19 protein-coding genes, 2 tRNA genes and 1 other RNA gene are annotated in these 18,019 nt (G+C 61.4%); 15 read left to right on the top strand and 7 right to left on the bottom strand.

What is annotated here, in order from left to right:
• Positions 1-70 precede the first annotated feature (70 nt).
• From HY247_04805 to HY247_04775, 7 genes are all read left to right on the top strand, one after another.
• A complete protein-coding gene (locus tag HY247_04805; protein ID QQG48085.1) occupies positions 71-550 on the top strand; it encodes a pantetheine-phosphate adenylyltransferase in 480 nt (159 codons plus the stop codon).
• Positions 551-598: 48 nt separating this feature from the next.
• Positions 599-1,732, top strand: a complete 1,134-nt coding sequence (gene trpS, locus HY247_04800) for a tryptophan--tRNA ligase (protein QQG48084.1) — start codon at positions 599-601, stop codon at positions 1,730-1,732.
• Between the two features lie 5 nt (positions 1,733-1,737).
• Positions 1,738-3,222, top strand: coding sequence for a phenylalanine--tRNA ligase subunit alpha (locus HY247_04795; protein QQG48083.1), 1,485 nt, complete (start codon positions 1,738-1,740; stop codon positions 3,220-3,222).
• Positions 3,203-4,837: a phenylalanine--tRNA ligase subunit beta gene (locus tag HY247_04790; protein QQG48082.1), complete on the top strand. Its 1,635-nt coding sequence runs from the start codon at positions 3,203-3,205 to the stop codon at positions 4,835-4,837. The genes HY247_04795 and HY247_04790 overlap by 20 nt, the downstream gene beginning before the upstream one ends.
• 217 nt (positions 4,838-5,054) lie before the next feature.
• Positions 5,055-5,450: a hypothetical protein gene (locus HY247_04785; protein QQG48081.1), complete on the top strand. Its 396-nt coding sequence runs from the start codon at positions 5,055-5,057 to the stop codon at positions 5,448-5,450.
• 108 nt (positions 5,451-5,558) lie between these two features.
• Positions 5,559-6,731 (top strand): DNA primase, encoded by a 1,173-nt coding sequence (locus HY247_04780; GenBank protein QQG48080.1) that lies wholly within the window; start codon positions 5,559-5,561, stop codon positions 6,729-6,731.
• A 9-nt stretch (positions 6,732-6,740) separates the two neighbouring features.
• On the top strand, positions 6,741-7,799 hold the full coding sequence (locus tag HY247_04775) for a pelota family protein (GenBank protein QQG48079.1): 1,059 nt from the start codon (positions 6,741-6,743) through the stop codon (positions 7,797-7,799).
• Here HY247_04775 and HY247_04770 read toward each other — a convergent pair.
• Entirely contained in the window at positions 7,786-8,052 is a 267-nt protein-coding gene (locus HY247_04770; protein ID QQG48078.1) for a hypothetical protein, read from the bottom strand. The genes HY247_04775 and HY247_04770 overlap by 14 nt on opposite strands.
• A gap of 38 nt (positions 8,053-8,090) precedes the next feature.
• Positions 8,091-9,335, bottom strand: coding sequence for a site-2 protease family protein (locus tag HY247_04765; protein QQG48077.1), 1,245 nt, complete (start codon positions 9,333-9,335; stop codon positions 8,091-8,093).
• Positions 9,336-9,410: 75 nt separating this feature from the next.
• Between HY247_04765 and HY247_04760 the strand changes: the two genes are divergently transcribed.
• The 3 genes from HY247_04760 to HY247_04750 all read left to right on the top strand — a co-directional run bounded on the left by HY247_04760 (position 9,411) and on the right by HY247_04750 (position 10,880).
• Positions 9,411-10,340: a TIGR00269 family protein gene (locus HY247_04760; GenBank protein ID QQG48076.1), complete on the top strand. Its 930-nt coding sequence runs from the start codon at positions 9,411-9,413 to the stop codon at positions 10,338-10,340.
• Positions 10,341-10,355: 15 nt separating this feature from the next.
• Positions 10,356-10,673, top strand: an RNA gene (ffs, locus tag HY247_04755) — signal recognition particle sRNA.
• Between the two features lie 39 nt (positions 10,674-10,712).
• Positions 10,713-10,880: transfer RNA gene (locus tag HY247_04750), tRNA-OTHER, on the top strand.
• Positions 10,881-10,886: 6 nt separating this feature from the next.
• Here HY247_04750 and eno read toward each other — a convergent pair.
• Entirely contained in the window at positions 10,887-12,164 is a 1,278-nt protein-coding gene (gene eno / locus HY247_04745) for a phosphopyruvate hydratase (protein ID QQG49563.1), read from the bottom strand.
• Between the two features lie 96 nt (positions 12,165-12,260).
• Between eno and HY247_04740 the strand changes: the two genes are divergently transcribed.
• Both HY247_04740 and HY247_04735 read left to right on the top strand, forming a co-directional pair.
• Positions 12,261-12,369, top strand: a tRNA-OTHER gene (locus tag HY247_04740).
• A gap of 58 nt (positions 12,370-12,427) precedes the next feature.
• Positions 12,428-12,904, top strand: coding sequence for a phosphoribosyltransferase (locus HY247_04735; GenBank protein ID QQG48075.1), 477 nt, complete (start codon positions 12,428-12,430; stop codon positions 12,902-12,904).
• A 2-nt stretch (positions 12,905-12,906) separates the two neighbouring features.
• On the opposite strand, the gene HY247_04730 is transcribed toward HY247_04735, so the two are convergent.
• Complete coding sequence (locus tag HY247_04730) at positions 12,907-14,151, bottom strand: Nramp family divalent metal transporter (GenBank protein QQG48074.1); 1,245 nt, start codon at positions 14,149-14,151, stop codon at positions 12,907-12,909.
• A gap of 87 nt (positions 14,152-14,238) precedes the next feature.
• On the opposite strand from HY247_04730, the gene mntR reads away from it, so the two are divergent.
• On the top strand, positions 14,239-14,682 hold the full coding sequence (gene mntR / locus HY247_04725; GenBank protein QQG48073.1) for a transcriptional regulator MntR: 444 nt from the start codon (positions 14,239-14,241) through the stop codon (positions 14,680-14,682).
• Positions 14,683-14,686: 4 nt separating this feature from the next.
• Here the strand turns inward: mntR and HY247_04720 are convergent, their stop codons facing one another.
• Entirely contained in the window at positions 14,687-15,247 is a 561-nt protein-coding gene (locus HY247_04720; protein ID QQG48072.1) for a CoA pyrophosphatase, read from the bottom strand.
• Between the two features lie 101 nt (positions 15,248-15,348).
• On the opposite strand from HY247_04720, the gene trxA reads away from it, so the two are divergent.
• Positions 15,349-15,681, top strand: coding sequence for a thioredoxin (gene trxA, locus HY247_04715; protein ID QQG49562.1), 333 nt, complete (start codon positions 15,349-15,351; stop codon positions 15,679-15,681).
• Here the strand turns inward: trxA and HY247_04710 are convergent, their stop codons facing one another.
• Together HY247_04710 and HY247_04705 are read right to left on the bottom strand one after the other, a co-directional pair.
• Positions 15,682-16,440, bottom strand: a complete 759-nt coding sequence (locus tag HY247_04710) for a hypothetical protein (protein ID QQG48071.1) — start codon at positions 16,438-16,440, stop codon at positions 15,682-15,684.
• A 1-nt stretch (position 16,441) separates the two neighbouring features.
• On the bottom strand, positions 16,442-17,125 hold the full coding sequence (locus HY247_04705) for a hypothetical protein (protein ID QQG48070.1): 684 nt from the start codon (positions 17,123-17,125) through the stop codon (positions 16,442-16,444).
• Between the two features lie 45 nt (positions 17,126-17,170).
• On the opposite strand from HY247_04705, the gene HY247_04700 reads away from it, so the two are divergent.
• Positions 17,171-18,019, top strand: a complete 849-nt coding sequence (locus HY247_04700) for a class I SAM-dependent methyltransferase (protein QQG48069.1) — start codon at positions 17,171-17,173, stop codon at positions 18,017-18,019.

Genomic DNA, 18,019 nt, shown 5'->3' with positions numbered 1-18,019 from the left:
AATCCTTATTGCGTAAGTCCGCCGGCAGGAGTGCAGTATTTCAATTGATTCGGACTGAGGCCGACCTCAGATGAAGTACCGGAAGGTCGCGACCGGCGGGACCTTCGACCACATCCACAAGGGGCATCTGGCCCTCCTCTCCAAGAGTTTCGAGGTGGGGGAGACGGTCGTGATAGGGGTCACGTCGGACCCATTCGCCGCCAAGGAAGGGAAGACCCCCGACCAGAGCTACGAAGAGAGAATCCAGGGGCTCGAGAGGCTCATCGGGCAGAAGTTTCCGCGGAGGAAGTACATCATCGCAAAGCTGGACGATTACTTCGGCCCGGGCATCGCCTCTCCCGACGTCGAGGCGATCGTGGTCACAGGGGAGACAGCCGCGCGGGTCCCCCTGGCCAACTCGCTGAGGGCTCAACGCGGGTTCCCTCCCCTGGAGGTGGTCACGATCGAGCACGTCCTCGCCGAGGACTCGAAGCCCATCTCCTCGACTCGCATTCGGAGGGGCGAGATCGACACGGAGGGCCGAATCGCCCGCAAGTCCACGAAAGGCTGAGCCTCATCGACCGAAGAGATAATATCAGAACCTCACGGCAGGAGCAATGTGGAGGGAGCCTCTCTCGACCCCTGGGGAACGTCCGGCGTCAAGGATTACGCCCGCCTCCAGGCCGAGTTCGGCATCGAGCCAGTGGCACCCTTGGTTCCACGATTCAAGAACCCGAGCGTCCACCTCAGGAGGGGGATCGACTTCGGGCACAGGGACTTGGGGAGGATCCTCGACGCGATCGACAACAACAAGCCCTACGCGGTGATGAGCGGGATCAAGCCGACAGGCGACTTCCACCTGGGGACCAAGATGACTGCCGACGACATGGTCTACTTCCAGTCAGTTTCGAAGAAGGCGACGGTCTTCTACGCCATCGCAGACGTGGAGGCGTACGCCGACAACGGCCTCTCCTTCGCAGAGACGTCGAAGATAGCCGTGAAGAACATCGCAGACATCCTCGCACTCGGGCTCGACCCTGAGAGGGCCGTAGTCTATCTCCAGAGCGAAGAGATCAGGGTCTCGCGGCTCGCCACGATCTTCTCGAGGGGGGTCACGAACAACATGCTCAAGGCGATCTATGGCGAGCGGCAGATCGGCCTGTACATGGCAGCCCTCGTGCAGGCGGGCGACATCCTCATGCCTCAGCTCGAAGACTTCGGCGGACCAAAGCCGGTCCTCGTCCCCGTCGGTGCGGACCAAGACCCGCACCTCAGGCTGGCGCGCGACCTCGCCGCGAAGTATCACGACGACTTCGGCTTCCTCCCACCCTCGGCGCTATACCATAGGCTGATGCTCGGCCTCTCGGGCGACCAGAAGATGTCGAAGAGGGCCGAGGCATCTCTCCTGACCCTCGACGACAAGCCGACCGCGGCGTCAAAGAAGGTCCTGAGCGCCTTCACGGGGGGGCGGGACACGGTCGAGGAACAGAGGCGCCTCGGGGGCAGGGCAGACATCTGCCCCGTCTACGACCTCTACAGGTTCCACTTTGCGACAGACGACGAGCACGTGGAGAGGGTCTATCACGAGTGCGTGAAAGGTATCCGCCTCTGCGGCGAATGCAAGCAGGAGGCCGCCGGCCTCGTCAAGGGCTTCCTCGAGGACCACCAGAAGAAGCGCGAAGCTTTCATCCCTCAGGCTAAGGAGCTGCTCCGCGCAGGCAAGAAGGCCATAGCCACTTCGGGGAAGCGCTAGGCGAAGTGTCCGAGTCACTCCATCCGCTGGAGCGGAAGATACTGGCCTCACTGGAGACAGGGCGGCCCCTCGACTTCGACACCCTAGTCGATCGGTCTGGCTTGGGCCCTGACCAGATCCGGCGCGCTCTCCAGTGGCTTGAGTCGAAAGGGCTCGTCATCGTCTCCGAGAGCGCGGAGTCCACACTCGAGGTCGTCAGGCGCCCTCCTGAACTCAGCCTTGTCGCCAAGATCAGGGAGTCAGGAGGTTCTGCCAGCATGGACTCTCTTCGGAAGAGCCTCTCCCAAGAGGAGTTCAGCGCCGCGTTGGGAAGGGCTCGGGCCTCGGGATGGGTGCAGATGACTCAGGGAGCCGCTCCGACGGTGTCCCTCTCCGACTCGAAGGGCCCCGACTCGCTCGCGCGCCTCATGGAGTCGATTCAGAAGGGTCTTTCCTACGCATCGGTTTCAGGCGACCAGCGTCGCGTCCTCGACGACCTCCTGAAGAGGGGGGCCGTCAGGCGGCTTGAAAGGAAGCAGACGAGCATTTCCCTGACGGCCAGGGGCAAGGGCGCCTCTGAACAGGAAGGGGAGGCCGGGCTCCTCGACAAGGTCACCCCCGAGGTCCTCGCCTCCAGGTCCTGGCGGGGCAAGACGCTGAGGCCCATCGACGTGGTAGCGAAGCCCCCAGTCTTCTACCCAGGCCGCAGGCACCCGGTTCGCGACTTCATCAGGGAAGTCAAGGAAGCATACGTCTCCATGGGATTCACCGAGGTGGACGGGGAGAGCGTGCACACCGCGTTCTGGAACTTCGACGCGCTCTTCGTACCTCAGGACCACCCGGGCAGGGAGATGCAGGATACTTTCTACCTCGAGGGCCTCTCCGACTCTTCGCTGAAGCGGACCGGAGTAGTGGCCAACGTAGCGTCCACCCACGAAGACGGATGGAAGACGGGCAGCAGGGGCTGGGAGTACCTGTGGCGCATCGAAGAGGCTCGCCGGCTGGTCCTGAGGACCCACAACACAGTCCTGACTGTCAAGGCCCTCTCAGAGTCCAAGGAGCGCGAGACCCGGGTCTTCGCAGTCTCCAAAGTTTACAGAAATGAAAACCTCGATTACAAACACCTCGCCGAGTTTTACCAGATGGACGGAATCATCGTGGGCCAGGGCCTCAACGTCCGCCACCTTATGGGCTTCCTGACCGAGTTCTACAAGAAGCTGGGGATGAAGGATGTGAAGCTCTGGCCCACGTACTTCCCGTACACCGAACCTTCTTTGGAGGTGGTCGGGTTCTCCCCGATCTCAAAGTCATGGATCGAGCTCAGTGGCTCCGGGGTCTTCCGACCAGAGGTCACCTTCCCGCTCGGAGTGAAGGTGCCTGTCCTCGCCTGGGGACCGGGCATCGAGCGCCTCATGCTCATGCGCTACGGCCTCGACGACCTCCGCGACCTCTATGGGTCCGATCTCTCTTGGCTAAGGAACAGGATGGAGTTTGCCGGTAGTACGCATTAGCCTGCCTCGCTTCACCAGGATGGTGGGGGCGGACAGGAAGACGATCCTGGAGAGGGTCCCATACGCCGGCCTTGACATCGAAAGCGTCGAGGGCGACACTGTCAGACTGGAGTACAGCCCGAACAGGCCAGACTTTGGGACCGACTACGGAATAGCGAGGTCGCTAAGGGGGCTCCTGGGCAAGGAGAAGGGCCTTCCAAGGTTCGGCACGGCTCCGTCCGGCGTGACGGTCACCGTCGACCCGCGACTCTCGAAGGTCAGGCCCCACATCGCGCTCGCCACGGCCATGGGCATGAAGCTCGACGAGGAGGACGTGCGACAGATGATTTCACTCCAGGAAGACCTCCACAACGGCCTCGGCCGGAAGCGGAAGGTCGTGGCGATCGGCCTCCACGACCTCGACCGAATCAAGGCTCCCCTGAACTACGGCGCGGTCAGAGATTCGTTCGCCTTCGTTCCCCTGGGGGCCTCCTCAAAGGCGACAGTCGGACGGATCCTCCGAAGCACGACCGAGGGGCGCTCCTACGGCAGCGCGCTCCCCACCGGTGGCCCATATCCTATGATCACGGACGCGGAAGGCGCCGTCCTCTCCTTCCCGCCAGTCATCAACGGGTCGAAGACCAAGGTCACCGAGAGGACGCGCAATCTCCTCGTCGACGTGACGAGCACTGACCGGAGGCTCGGGGACGCCGTCCTCTCAATCATGGCGACTACCCTGGCTCAGATGGGGGCCTCGATAGGGACGGTCAAGGTCAAGCTTCCTTCCGCGACGAGGACCACCCCGAACCTCTCGCCCACCGAGACCCCCCTCGACCTGGAACTGGTCCGCTCGACGCTCGGGCTCGACCTGTCCCGCCAGGAAATCGCGGAGTGCCTGGCCAGGAGCCGCCTCTCGGTCTCCGGCTCAAATGTCCTTGTCCCAGCTTACAGGGTCGACATCCTCCACCCCGTGGACATAGCAGAGGAGGTCGCCCTCGGCTACGGCGTCGACAAGATACCCCCAGAGTATCCTCCGAGCAAGAGGGCAGGCGCGTTCAATCCCTTCCAGGAGTTCCTCGACTCCACCGCCACGGTCATGGCCGGGTCCGGAATGGTGGAGATGATGACCTTCGAGCTCGCAGACAACGCCTCGCTCTACGAACGCTTCGGCAGGCCCTCCCAGTCCAGGGTGGCAGTCATGGACCCGAAGTCGCTCGACCACTCGGTCCTCAGAGACTCGCTCATCCCCACCTTGATGGCGGCCCTGACCTCCAACGTGAAGTCCGACTATCCCCAGCGGGTCTTCGAGGTGGGGAGGGTCTTCTTCAGGTCGGGCGCCAGAGTCGGAGAGGGGTGGCGCCTCGGCTGCCTGCTGGCCCACAGCGGGTCCAACTTCTCCGAGGCCAAGATGCACGCCGAAGCCCTCTGCCGGATCCTGGCCGGCAAGGAGGCCACCTCCATAGGGGCCGAACACTGGGCCTTCTCTCCTGGCAGGACGGCGTCCCTCGCCCTCGGGGGCAAGCGCCTTGGGGTCGTGGGCGAAGTAAGGCCGGAGGTCCTCGAGTCCTTCGGGCTCCGGGTGCCAGTCTCAGGGTTCGAGCTGGACCTCTCATCCATTTACGAACAGCTAAAATAGAACGCATGGTCATCCCGACCAGACGGCATCCGTTCTAAAGCGCGCCAAACGGCCACCTGCGAAGGCGGAAACGCTTTGATGAGCAGATGGTTTACCCAGTCGCGCGACAGACGGTGCCGTTTGCCCGTTGAAGAGGCCAGGTGATGCTCCCCGCTCTAAGCTGGGACATGATCCCGGCTCGTCAGAGACGGGCAACAATCCCAAGAGCTGACACTTGTTGATCGACAAGCGCAGGCGCATCCTCCAGGCCTTCAGCTCCTTCCTCTCGGACTATGTCAGGGACCTCAACCACCTTTCCGAGGACGGGTGGGCGGTACTCGTCGAGGGAAAGCGCGACGAATCGGCGCTCAGGGAGCTGGGGTTCAAGGGAAGGCTCCTCACCGTCTCATCCTTCGGAAGAGGGGCTGCCGAAGCGCTTAGCGGCTCGAAGAAGGTGGCAATCCTGACCGACCTGGACAGGGAGGGAGGGGTTCTCGCCTCCAAGTTCATCAAGAAGCTCGCCCAGGAGGGCGTCAAGACCTCCCTGGCAGAGAGGAGGAGGCTCCAGGTGGCCACGCGCGGGGTCTTCCTGCACATCGAGAACCTCTCAAGATTCGCAGAATCGGAGGCCTGACCGGCCAAAAAAGCAAGAAGTTTATATCCCCGCCAATTTTCCCGAAACCCGATTAACGCTTAACCCGTTAAGAACGAGTTGAAACAGAAGTGATAGGAGAGAAAGGAATTGCCAGATTCAGGTATAGTAAAGTATCTAGTCAAACTGAAGTTTGAGGTAGACGGAGTCGTCGAACGGGCGGACGTAATCGGCGCAATCTTCGGCCAGACAGAGGGCCTCTTCGGCCCTGAAATGAACCTGAACGAGCTTCAGAAGAGCTGGAAGGTCGGCAGGATAGAAATCAACCTCGAGTCCAAGAACGACAGGACCAGGGGAGAGGTGATCGTCCCGATGTCGACTGACATCGGCACGGCCGCGCTCATAGCGGCCGCGGTCGAGAGCGTGGACAAGGTGGGGCCGTGCAGCGCCCGGTTCACCGTCGGCTCGATTGACGATGTGAGGGCCACGAAGAGGAAGCAGATCGTGGACAGGGCCAAGCTCATAGTCCGCGAGTGGAGTTCCAAGACCTCCAGCGAAGGGGAAAACGTCCTCAAGGACGTGACCGATTCAACGAAGAGGGCACGAGTGGTCAACTACGGCATGGAGAACCTGCCCGCAGGGCCGGGCGTCTTCTCGTCTGAGCTCGTTTACCTTGTCGAAGGCAGGGCTGATGTCGTGCTCTTCCTCCGCGCCGGGATAGAAAACGTAGTGGCGCTCGAAGGGACAAGCGTGCCGGAATCCATAATCGAGCTGGGCAAGAAGCGACGGCTCATCGCCGTACTGGACGGGGACAGGGGCGGCGATCTTATCGAGAAGGAACTCGCGCAGGTCGTCAGGGTCGAAAAGGTCCTGAGGGCCCCGCCAGGGAAGGAGGTCGAGGACCTGACCCCGATCGACGTCATCAACATGCTAAAGTCCGAACGGGTTGAAGCTCCCCAAGCCGGACAGCGGAGAGAGAGGCCACAGGAACGGGCTCCCAAGCCGGCCCAGGAAGAGGCCGACGAACCTGTGGTTGCCAAGACGCGCGAGCTCTACTCGAACTTGAACGGGACCCTCGAGGCCGTCCTCTTGGACCAGAGCCTCCAAGAGATCGGCAGGTTCCCCATCAGCGAGCTCGTCCAGAAGATGGAGGGGGCCAACGGGGCGCACTTCCTAATCTTCGACGGGATCGTCACGCAGAGGCTCGTGGAGTCCGCAGCCAAGGTCGGCGTGAAAGGGATAATCGGCCACAGGACAGGAGAGCTGGGCGAGATCCCAGAGGACGTCAGGATAGGCACCTTCCGGGACCTCGGGCTCGAGTAGCCTGGGCTATTGATAGTCACAGACCTGGACACGAAGCACGGTACCTGTTCTATTACCCCCGAGTCGACTGAGGACCTCTGGGCTCTCAGGCGCCTCATCAAGAAGGGGGACGTCGTGGTCACCAGGAGCTCGCGGGTCGTAAAGAGGGAGGAAGAGTTTGCCAGACCTGACAAGGGCGAGCGGGTCAAGGTCACGATCGCGCTCTCCGTCGAGGAGGTTCGCCTCGACCGCAGCCTCGAGAGGATCAGGGTAAAGGGCACCATCCTGGAAGCGAGCGAGGAGAGCGTGACAAAGGTCGGGTCCCACGCCATCACGATATCTCCTGGCCACCCGATCACTCTCCGCAAGGAGAAGTGGACTCCATTCGACACCGGCCTCGTCACGCCCTCGGGGGAGAGGACGACGCGTTTCGTAATCGTGGCTGCAGACAGAAGGGAGGCGGGGGTCGGGTCCCTCAGCGGCTCCCACCTGAAGCTGGTAGCCACCGTCGAGTCGGGCCTCGGAGGGAAGCAATCCGAGGAGCAGAGCGCGCGTCCTTACCTTTCAAAGGTCGCGGACCTCGTCGCGCAGACGACCGTTGAGGGCGACAGCGTGATCGTCGCGGGCCCGGGCAACTTCAAGAACTCCATTGCGAACGCGATCAGGGAGCGCCTCAAGCCAGCCTCTCTGACTGTCCTCGAAGGGTTCGACCTCACCGGCTCCGACGGGGTCAGGGCCCTCGTCAAGGCCCCCTCGTTCCAGTCGGTCGCCAAGGGCTCTGTGGTCGTCCGGATGCAGGAGATAGTCTCAGAAGTCGTCAAGAGGATCTCCTCCCTGGACCCCAAGGTGGCCTTCTCGGTCGCCAGAGTCTCTCAGGCTGCGGAGGCCGGGGCTGTCGAGGCCCTCGTGGTCTCAGACGATGTCTTCGCCTCCGGCGCGGACGAGGACCAGGTCGTGGGCATCCTCAACGAAGTGGAAGGCGCAGGAGGGGAGGTCTACCTCGCCGACTCCTCCATGGAGTTCGGAAAGCAGGTCTCCTCGTTCGGAGGAATCGTCGCGCTGCTTCGCTACGCAGTCAGACCCTACTGATCGCCGGGAAGACGAACTCCGACAGGACCGCGAGCACCACCCCTCCCTTGATCAGGTCCTTCCCGAGCCTCTTCTCGAGATGGGTGAAGTACAGCAGGACCCCCAGCAACAAGACCGTGACGTAGGCTAGCCTGGCGACTTCGACCACGGTCGAGTCGACGGTGCTGAGTACCACGGACATCGTCGCGACGAACTGGGCTGCAAGCTGCTGGACCAGTGCCCCGAAGTCGGGCGGCGGCTGGACGTCGACCATCCGAAAGGGAACCGCTGTTCCTATTTAACGAACCCCGGCTAGGCGAAGTAGAAGAGGTACGGCCCTGCGATCACGCTCAGCAGAAGGGCTACGACGGCTAAGGTCACTCCCTTCGTGACCCTCATGACGCCATCTTCGGTGAGCCTCCCCTTCGCTGCCGCCTTGACCGCGACCCTGAAGGCCTGCCCTCCGTCCAGCGGATAGATCGGGAGCGCGTTGAAGATCGCCAGGTTGAAGTTGATGAAGAAGAGCCAGTAGAGCAGGGTAGCCGCCGGGACAAGGTTGGGCCCGTACGACGAGGTGTAGAAGACCGAAAGCTTGTCCGAGAAGGGAACGATTCCTTGGCACGCGGGGAAGGTAGGTATGCAGATGTACAGGCCGGGCCTCGTAAGGAACGAGCCGCTGTAGGCCGAGACCAGACCCTGGAGCCCAGCGTACCCTATGTTCTCAAGGCCCAGGAAAGGCCTCTCCGAGACCTGCCCGGTCCTTGTGTCGTTGTACTTGAGCGACCCTATCGTCACGTTGTAGTCCCTGACCTGGCCCCCCCTCCACACGGTGAGCGTCACCGTGTTGTTGATCCTATACCATGAACTGTTCGCGACCGTTGCCGGATCGTCGATCTGCACGCCGTTGATCGCGGTCACGAAGTCGCCCGCCATGATCCCTGCCTTTGCCGCCGGATAATTGGGGTAGACTCCTTCCACCCCGATGCCGTCGGTCGCCGGCTTCATGCTCGACACCAGGCCGAACAAGATAATCAGGCAGAGGATCCCAACCACCAAGTTGATTCCCGCCCCGGCCGCCAGGACCCTGCCCGAGTGCGACGCCTTCGCTTCCTTAAGGGCGTCCTCGTCCACGTCCACAAAGGCCCCGATGGGAACGAACAAGAAGAACAGAAGCCCAGATGCCTTGACGGGGAGACCGAGGCTCCTCGCCACCACCCCGTGCGCGCCCTCGTGGATGATCATCGCGACTATCAGGGCGATCCAGCCGTCGACAACCGGCAGGTAGGGGTTGATCCCAGGCAGGCCGAGGTTGGCCAGTGGGCTCAGTGTCCTGATGTAGCTGGCCACCGCAGCACCCCGAGGGGAGAGGAGGATCCCGAGCTGGCTCAAGAACAGAAAGAAGCCGATCCCCGCAGCCACCGGCATGAAGTAGAGCAGGAACCACCCAGCGGGCCTGGAAAGCCGGTTCGCCCCCAGCCGGTCCATCAGCGACTGAAACCTGCGCGTCCTGACGAGTACCAACCCATACTGGAACTCAAACCTCTTGAATTCTTCCAAAAACCTGAGACCCGCCGAAGGAACAAGCGCTTTAAGGATTCACGCTTAATAGAACAACTCGGAGCGTCGCCCCCGTTGACGTGCTCGCGGTGCGGCGGCAGGGCTTTCTTCACGCGGCGCTACTCGGGAGAGTCGCTCTGCCGGGACTGCTTCAAGACCTCGATCATCGAAAAGACAAGGAAGACCATCTCGAAGTACTCAATGATCAGGCGCGGCGAGAAGGTCGGCGTCGCTGTCTCGGGCGGCAAGGACAGCCTTTCCCTCCTGAAAATACTTCACGAGCTGCAGGGCCCGAGAGGGTACGAGCTCGTGGTCCTCTCGGTCGACGAAGGTGTCGCTGGATACAGGGACGAGGCTCTCGAGCACGCGAACGACGCTGCCCGGGAGCTCGGACTAGAGCACCTCACCCTCTCCTACAAGGAGCTCTTCGGGTTCTCCTTGGATGAGGCCCTGGACTGGAAGGACGAGAGGAAGACCTCTTCCTGCAGCTTCTGCGGAGTCTTCAGGCGCCGGGCCATCGATGAGGCGGCCGCTAGGGCCGGTGTCTCGGTGGTGGCCACAGCCCACAACCTGGACGACTACGTCCAGACATTCATGATGAACTTGATGCACGGAGACCTCCAGAGGATGGGATGGCTCGACCCCAGGTACTCCGGCTCTGGGTTCCCCGTGCGGAGGGTCAAGCCGTTCCTGGAGATCTACGAAGAAGAAATCGCCCTCTTCGCCTTCGCATCCGGGATCGAATTCCAGAGCGTCAGCTGCCCCTACATGCACGAGGGTCTCCGCAGCGAGGTGCGCGAGGACCTGAACGTGATGGAATCCAAACACCCGGGAATCAAGAACGTGCTCCTTAGGTCGACCCTCGACGTCATCTCCCGGTACCCGCGCGACCCGGAGTCCAGGACGAGGGCCTGCTCCAACTGCGGAAAGCCCTCCTCGTCCGAGCTGTGCAACGTCTGCCGGATGAGTGCGGAGATCAGACAGCACGTTAATTACGTGGCCTAGACTCCTCGTCTCCGGCGGTGGGGAGGGCAGGAAGGGTAGCCGTCTTCCAGAATGCTGAAACCGGCTTCATGCAGCGGCCAGCAACCCACGGGTAAACCCGTCTTCTTCGCGACCCGCGCCGGTCGGGGGAGACGAACTCACGCCGAGGCGGGCGGTCATGAGGAGCAGTCCTCTCGAAGGAGAGGTCCTGACTCTTGATTGCCGAAACGGGCGAGGTCCGGGAGGGAGCAGCCCTAAGGCGACGTGTCCACGCTGCCTCGTCTACGTGGGGGATTCCCCTTCTGACGAGATGGGGGCGGAGAGTGACGGCGAACTCCGGGGGAGCCACCGCCGCTCACACTTTTTAACGCCGGCAGGTCGGCTCGATATCGAGCAGGGGTAGCCTAGAGTCCTCGACGGGGAGCCTGGTAAGGCGCAGCCAAGTTGGCGCATGCTTGCTAAGCCTGTGTCTCTAACGGGACTCGTGGGTTCGAATCCCAGGGGAAAGTCTCCGCCGGTAATTCGGGGGGGTTCCTCGGGGCGAAAGTCCCACCCCCTGCGCTCTGCTTACCCCAGCCTGAGACTCTTGCCCGCGTACCTTGCCCTGCCGCCCAGCCGCTCCTCGATCCTCATGAGCTCGTTGTACTTCGCTACCCTCTCTCCCCTCGCAGGCGCCCCGGTCTTGATGAACGCTGCACCGACCGCGGTCGCCAAGTGCGCGATGAACGGGTCTTCGGTCTCTCCTGACCTGTGAGAGACGACCACCTTCCACCCTGCTCTCTTGGCAAGGGTTATCGCGTCCAACGTCTCCGTAACTGTCCCGATCTGGTTGAGCTTGATCAGTACAGAATTGCCCGACTTGGACCTGATGCCTCTCCTGATTCTCTTGACGTTTGTCACAAAGATGTCGTCCCCGATGATGGCCGTCTTCTTCCCCAGCCTCCTAGTCATCGACGCGAAGGGGAGGAAGGCCTCCTCGGCGAACGGGTCTTCGATTGTCAGGAGCCCGAACTCGTCCCTCAGTTCAGCGTAGTAGTCCTCTAGGGCCTCCGTAGACAGCTTCCTTCCGTCGATTTGGTAAGTCTCACTGCCCGCGTCATAGAATTCAGAGGAGGCCGCATCGACGCCCATCTTCACCTCCCCCTCATCGTACCCCGCCTTCCCGATGGCGACCCGCATCGACGACAGCGCGTCCCTGGTCCTCCTTAGTGGAGGGGCGAAGCCTCCTTCGTCGCCCACATTGATTGCGCTCCTTCCGTACTTGTCCATTAGGACCGCCTTCAGACTGTGATAGACCTCCGACCCAATGCGAATCGCCTCGGCGCACGAACCCGCGCCTACCGGCTCTACATGGAACTCCTGAATCGCGAGGTCGTTCCCCGCATGCACTCCTCCGTTGATCACATTCATCATAGGTACCGGAAGGGTCACGGCCCTTGCCCCGCCGAGCTGCGCATAGACCCCGACCAGTCTTTCATTCGCGGCAGCCCTGGAGACTGCCATCGACACAGCCAGGATTGCGTTGGCTCCCAGCCTGCCCTTGTTAGGCGTCCCGTCGATCCTTATCATCGCGGCGTCGACCCTCTTCTGGTCGTCCGCGTCCATACCCTTCAGTTTCGGCCCGATGACCCTGTTCACGTTGGCTACCGCCTTCGTGACGCCCTTCCCTCCGAACCTTCGCTTGTCTCCGTCGCGCAGCTCAACCGCTTCGTGAGTGCCGGTGGACGCCCCCGAGGGCACGCTTGCGCGACCGACTGACTCGGAAGTCGACACCTCCGCCTCGACGGTAGGGTTGCCGCGCGAGTCCAGCACCTCGCGTGCACTGACAGCGACTATCTTCGACAGGGATCTTCCACCTCTACAAAGTCCGCCGAGGGCAGGTTAAATCGATTCGTTGTCGCTCATCCAACGCTTATTAGCGCTCTCACTCACAAAAAAATCGGGCCGGTTGTCTAGCTCGGTTAGGATGTCAGGGTAACACCCGTCAGGCCCTTACACGGCGAAGCGCCAGCGCGCGCCAAGGTCGGCGGTTCAAATCCGCCCCGGCCCATCCTGTCCCGTCGTCCTTCGCCCCTAGAGTTATCTAATCTCCTCCCTCCATGTGAGACATGCCCGAGTTCCGGTACATCTCCTGGTCTGAGTACGGCAACCTCGCAGAGGCCCTCGCCGAGAAGATCAGAGCAGGGGGGACTCCATTCGACCTGGTGGTCGGCATAGCCAGAGGAGGGATCCCGGTCGCCATGGTCGCCTCCGACCGCCTCGGCGTCAAGATAGACATCATCAACGTGAAGTCCTACACCGGAATCCAAAGCAGGGGCTCGCCGACAATCCTCTCGACGCTCACCGAGCGGGTGGCGGGAAAGTCAATTCTCCTCGTCGACGACCTCGTCGACCACGGGGACACCCTGATCCTCGTCAAGGAATTCCTCGCGGGTCAGAAGCCTAAGGTCATTCAGACTGCGGTCCTCTTCAAGAAGCCCTGGAGCAAGGCGGAGCCCGACTACTACCTCGAAGTGGTCGACAAGTGGGTCGTCTTCCCCTTCGAGCTCAGCGAAGTCGACAGGCTCCGCAAGGACCTCACCTAACGCTAGATGGTGCTCAACAGATACGCGTTCAGGCTGATGATGACGGCTGCGACTGCCAAAGCAAGGGCGGTCGTGACCCGTCTGTTGACGAATTCACCCATGACGGCCCGCTTGCTGGTGTAGTAGATCAGCGGTATCATCGGAAGGGGTATCATCAGGCTGAGAATCACTTGGCTGTAGACCAGAAGAGACAGGGGGTCCAGGCCCAGTAAGATGGCAATAGTGGTCGGAAAGACGTTGATGAACCTCGTGACAAGCCTTCGGACGAAGATGTTGATCTTGGTGCCTAGGAGCCCGTCCATGATCGACTGGCCCGCAAGCGTTCCCGTCGTCGAGGACGCCAGCCCAGAAGCGAGAAGCGTGATTGCGAAGACGGCGGCGGCGGCCGCGCCATAAAGTGGAATCATGATCTGATATGCATCGTCGACTGTCGGGCTGGGACACGTCGCTCCGCTGCAGTGCGCTCCGAAACTGGGGAAGAGGACCACGGCAGCCACGACGAGTATGGCTGCGTTCGCGAGCGCTGCGATGGTCAGCGTCAGGACGCTCTCGACGACGTGGAGCTTTCTGAGGCGCCTCTTCTCTTCTATCGTGTTCTCCTTCAGCTTGTTCTTCGTCAGCCACGAGTGCACGAAGAGGGCGTGAGGCATCACGGTCGCCCCCACGATCCCCACGACCAGGAGCAGGCTGCTTGCGGGCAGTGTTCCTGACACGCTGTGGACTGCAATCTGCGAATAGTCAGGCCCCACCGCGATTATCTCATAGAGGAACCCTATGCTGATTATCGACACGAAGAGCATGAACGTATACTCGATGAGCCTGAAACGCCTCGAGGCGAAGGCAAGCAGGATCAGGACGTCCAGGGCACCGAGGACCGCCGCATAGATCAGAGGGATGCCGAAGAGGAGGTTGAGCGCGATGACCGTGCCGAGGTACTCAGCGAGGTCCGTGGCCGCTGCTGCGGACTCGGCGGCAAGCCAGTAGGTGACTATCCTTGGCCTCGTCCTTAAGGAGCCCCTCACAAGCTCTGGAAGGCTCTTCCCGGTCGAGATCCCGAGCTTCCCTGAGAGGTATTGGAGGAGCATGGCCATGAGGCTGGCGAGCCAGACAGACCATACGAGGTCGTAGTTCGAGACGGCTCCTCCGAGTATGTCCGTGCCGTAGTTGCCAGGGTCCATGTAGGCCATGCTGACTATGAGGGCCGGGCCGAGATACGTGAAGAACTGGCGGAAAGGTAGGGACCTCAATCATGGCACCAAAGTTAGAAACGACAAAAATCATTAGATTAGTCTAATTTATAACCTTTCGAATGGATGAGGTGTCCGAGGTCGAGGATGCCCAGGACACGCACCAAAGACGCCGCAGAAGAGACTCCCCGCTCGGAGGACTATCTCGAGGTCGTCTACCACCTGATTTCTGACAAGGGCTACGCGACGACCTCTGACATCTCCACCGCGTTGAAGGTCAAGCCCCCCACCGTATCGAACATGATAGGCAAGCTCTCAGCGAAGGGCTACCTCCAGTACGAGCGCTATCGCGGGATGAAGCTGACGGCTTCCGGGGAGAGGCTCGCAAAGTCAGTCATCAAGAGGCACACAGTCATCTCCGAGTTCATGTCCATGATCGGGGTAGACGACCAGACCGCTTTCGAGGACACCGAAGGGATCGAGCACCATGTTCACCCGACGACCCTCCGCAGGCTGGAGAAGTTCGCCGACTACCTGCGGGAGAACCCTGAGACCCTCAAGGCCATACGCAAACACCTCGAGTCCGGCTGACCGCTCAAGGAGGGCCGAGGCCGAGAAGAGACGTGAGAATCCTGTGAGTCAGTCCCCACACCACGTAGTCATCCACGACTACCGCCGGCAGGTTGGCCGTCCCCGAAGAGGAGTCGATCGTGTAAGTCGACCTGTTCTTGGGTGAGGCCAGGTCCTCCAGCCCGACCCACTTGTAGGAGGACGCCTCTCGGTTGAGCCTGACCTCGACGTCCCCGGTCAGCGAGAACGCGGTCGGCACGACGTCCATGGTTCCGTTGTGCGTCCTGAAGAGCCCGGAGTAACCCATGAACTCGGCCGACGCTGCGAGGTCGATTCCCACCTCTTCGTAAGTCTCCCTGATCGCCGTGTCCTTCACAGTCCTGTCCCCCTCCTGCACCTTTCCCCCGGGGAAGGCGACTTGCCCGGACCAGGGGTCGGCTGCGTGCTCCGCCCTCTTGATCAACAGGACGCTGGGCGTCTCCGGGTCTCTTACTATCACCGAGACAGCAGCGAACCGGAGGCCTGACCCCTTCGGCTCGTCCTTGACTAGCTTTGCCTTCAGAGGGGCGAGAATGTCTCGGTCCAAGACGGTCTGGGAAAATTCAACCCCCCAATCTTAAATACACATTGTCGAAGAATGCCCCATAGGTTTCGTATCAAGTGTCAACAACAACCGGTCACCCCGAACTGACAATCAAGCTCACCGAGTCCAATTTCGACGAGCTGAGCTCCGGCGAAAAGCCACTGTTCGTCGATTTCTGGGCCTCCTGGTGCGGCCCGTGCATGGTCATGGACCCAGTCGTAGAGAAGCTGGCCGCGAAGTACGCGGACAGGATGACCTTCGGCAAGGTAAACGTCGACGAAGAGATGAACATCTCGTCGCGCTACCAGGTCTTCTCCATCCCGACCTTCATGGTCTTCAAGGGAGGGCAGCCGATGGATGCCGTGATCGGCGCTGTGGGGGAGTCTTCCCTCGAGAGGCTCGTCCAGGGCTCTCTGAACGGAAGGTCTCAGGGCTAGCTAGTTCACTCTGGTCCCGTCGAGCAGGAAGATGTCCGAGTCCTCGAGGCTCATGGACTTCGATGATAGCACCGGGCCGAACTGGAACGACCTGCTCCGGTTTATCGGCTGTCCGCCGACCATCCTGTTGAAGGACGGCATCACCGTCAGTTTCCCCGACCCCCTCGCCTTGGACTTGTAGCCCGCTCCCTTCATCAGCTCAGCCACGTCGTACTTCGAGGTGACCCAGACCGACTCCCTCGACCTCGACCCGAGGGAGTCCCTCATCTCGAAGGTGAAGTGCGAGTGGCCGATCACCAGGTTCCTTGCCAGGATCGCCTCCTCCGACGGCCAGGCGTGCCCGTGCGCGAGCCCGACCCGCCCCCGCCCCGTTCCAATGACGGTCCCGTGCGAAGGGTGGAGCCTGACCCTCTGCGGAAGGACGGTCTTGAGGCTCCCGTCGTGGTTCCCTGGGACGACGTCAACGGACCCGAATAGGTCAAGCATCGTGTCGAAGAACCAGGGGACGACGCCCCAGTCAATGTCCTCCACCTTGCCCACCGAGTGCTTGACGTCCCCGAGGACTGCAAGCCTAGTTGTACTATACCTCTCGGCGAGGTCCCTGACCCTCCCCGCCATCTTGACAGAATACCCTGGCAGACTGAAGCCCTTCCTAGCCATCTCCTTCTCGAGGCCGAGGTGGAGGTCTGAGATCAAGAGGGTCTTCTCACCCTCCTCGGAGAAGACCAGCGCCGCGTCCCCCGGGACGATCTTGAGCAAGCTAGGCGATGAGCGGGAGGATCTCTCCCCTCACGAAGGAGCCGAACTCTGACATCTCCATCTTGCTGAACCCCGTGACCACGCAGTTCCTGGTCACTCCGAACACGTACCCCGTCTTCGTGCTCTTGAGGACGATGTACCAGAGCTGCCCGTGGGTCAGGTAGTCGGAGTACAGCGTAGTGTTGCCGAGGCTCGCCCCGTAGAGCGACAGCTTGTCGATGCTGGGTATGTCTATCTGATCGAAGAATACAATTTTGGTATCGTCGAAGTTCTTCTCGTGGAACTTCCTCATCGTCTCAGGCTCGATCCTCGCCTCCACGACCTGGCCCAGGCTCATGAAGACCGCCTTGCTGATCTCGTTCGCTATGTTGTTGGCCCTGTTCTTCTTGTCGAAGACCTGCAGGAAGAGCCTGTCCTTGAAGACGTTGAAGGAGAACTGCGCCTCGTAGGTCCTGGGGACCGGCAGGGCCTTGCCCCTGTGCCTCACCACAAAGACCGAGTCGAAGGAAAACGTGCCCTCCAGAGACCCCTTCCCGGCGGAGAGGCCGGTGATCTCGCTCACCAGCTTGAAGTCCTGGTCCTCGACCGTGTTCTCTGTCTCTATCCTGAACGCCTTCAGCTTCTCCGCCAGGACGTCCATGTCGTAGCTCTCCCTGACCAGAAAGACTTTCCCCGCTAGAACCAAACCTTTAGGCCCGCTCCTTAGGCGCTAATAAACTGGGGAGTCTGAATGAAGCCCAATAGAAGCCCTGGCGCCTCCAAGAACGAAGATGGTCGCCGGGACCACACGCACCGGTTCACCGGACGAGCCGAAGACTACTCGAAGTACAGGCCACGCTATCCTTCGGGGGTCCTCGAGGTCCTGGAGTCTAATGCCCGCCTGGGCTCCTCAAGCGTCGTCGCCGACGTTGCGTCCGGGACGGGAATCCTCTCAGAGCTCTTCCTGAGGAACGGAAACGTCACCTACTGCGTTGAGCCAAACAAGGAGATGAGAGCCCTCGCGGAAGAGAAGCTAGCTCCCGCCTACCGCGGAAGATTCAGGAGCGTCAGAGGCACCGCCGAGCGCACTACCCTGGCGCCCTCGAGCATCGACCTGGTGACCGTAGGGCAGGCCCTGCACTGGCTCAACCTGGAGAGGGCCCGGACTGAGTTCCGGAGGGTGCTGAAGCCCGGGGGATTTGTATGCGTCCTCTACAATGAGCTGGACAAGAAGAGCCCTGCAGGAAAGGAGTACAGGCGGATCACAAAGGCCCATGCGCGCAACATGGCAAAGGTCCCCGAGATCAAAAGGGCCTACCTCGCCGGGCTCATTGCCGGCATGAAGGTCTTCGGGATCCCGAACGAGCAGGTGCTCGACTACAAGGGGCTCGTCGGTAGGGCGTTCTCCGCCTCCTACTCGCCCTCTTCCGACGACAAGGAGGGCGCCAGGGCCCTCAAGGCGGACCTGAAGGAGATGATGCGGAAGCACTCGGTCCGCGGGAAGGTGACCCTGGCCTACACGACCCGAATCTACCTAGGAAGGGTTGCTAGAACCCCTGGCCGAGCCCCCCGGCTCCGCCTCGTATCCCCGCCCCCTTGA

The sequence above is a fragment of the archaeon genome, from assembly GCA_016432545.1.
GTDB lineage: Archaea > Thermoproteota > Nitrososphaeria > Nitrososphaerales > Gagatemarchaeaceae > UBA183.
This window is presented reverse-complemented; position numbering and strand designations above follow the sequence as displayed.

Excerpts from the sequence above, each read along its gene's own strand:
- HY247_04805 (QQG48085.1), top strand. The coding sequence starts at position 71 with ATGAAGTACCGGAAGGTCGCGACCGGCGGGACCTTCGACCACATCCAC.
- HY247_04770 (QQG48078.1), bottom strand. The coding sequence starts at position 8,052 with ATGGTCGACGTCCAGCCGCCGCCCGACTTCGGGGCACTGGTCCAGCAG.
- HY247_04735 (QQG48075.1), top strand. The coding sequence starts at position 12,428 with ATGCCCGAGTTCCGGTACATCTCCTGGTCTGAGTACGGCAACCTCGCA.
- mntR (QQG48073.1), top strand. The coding sequence starts at position 14,239 with ATGCCCAGGACACGCACCAAAGACGCCGCAGAAGAGACTCCCCGCTCG.
- HY247_04700 (QQG48069.1), top strand. The coding sequence starts at position 17,171 with ATGAAGCCCAATAGAAGCCCTGGCGCCTCCAAGAACGAAGATGGTCGC.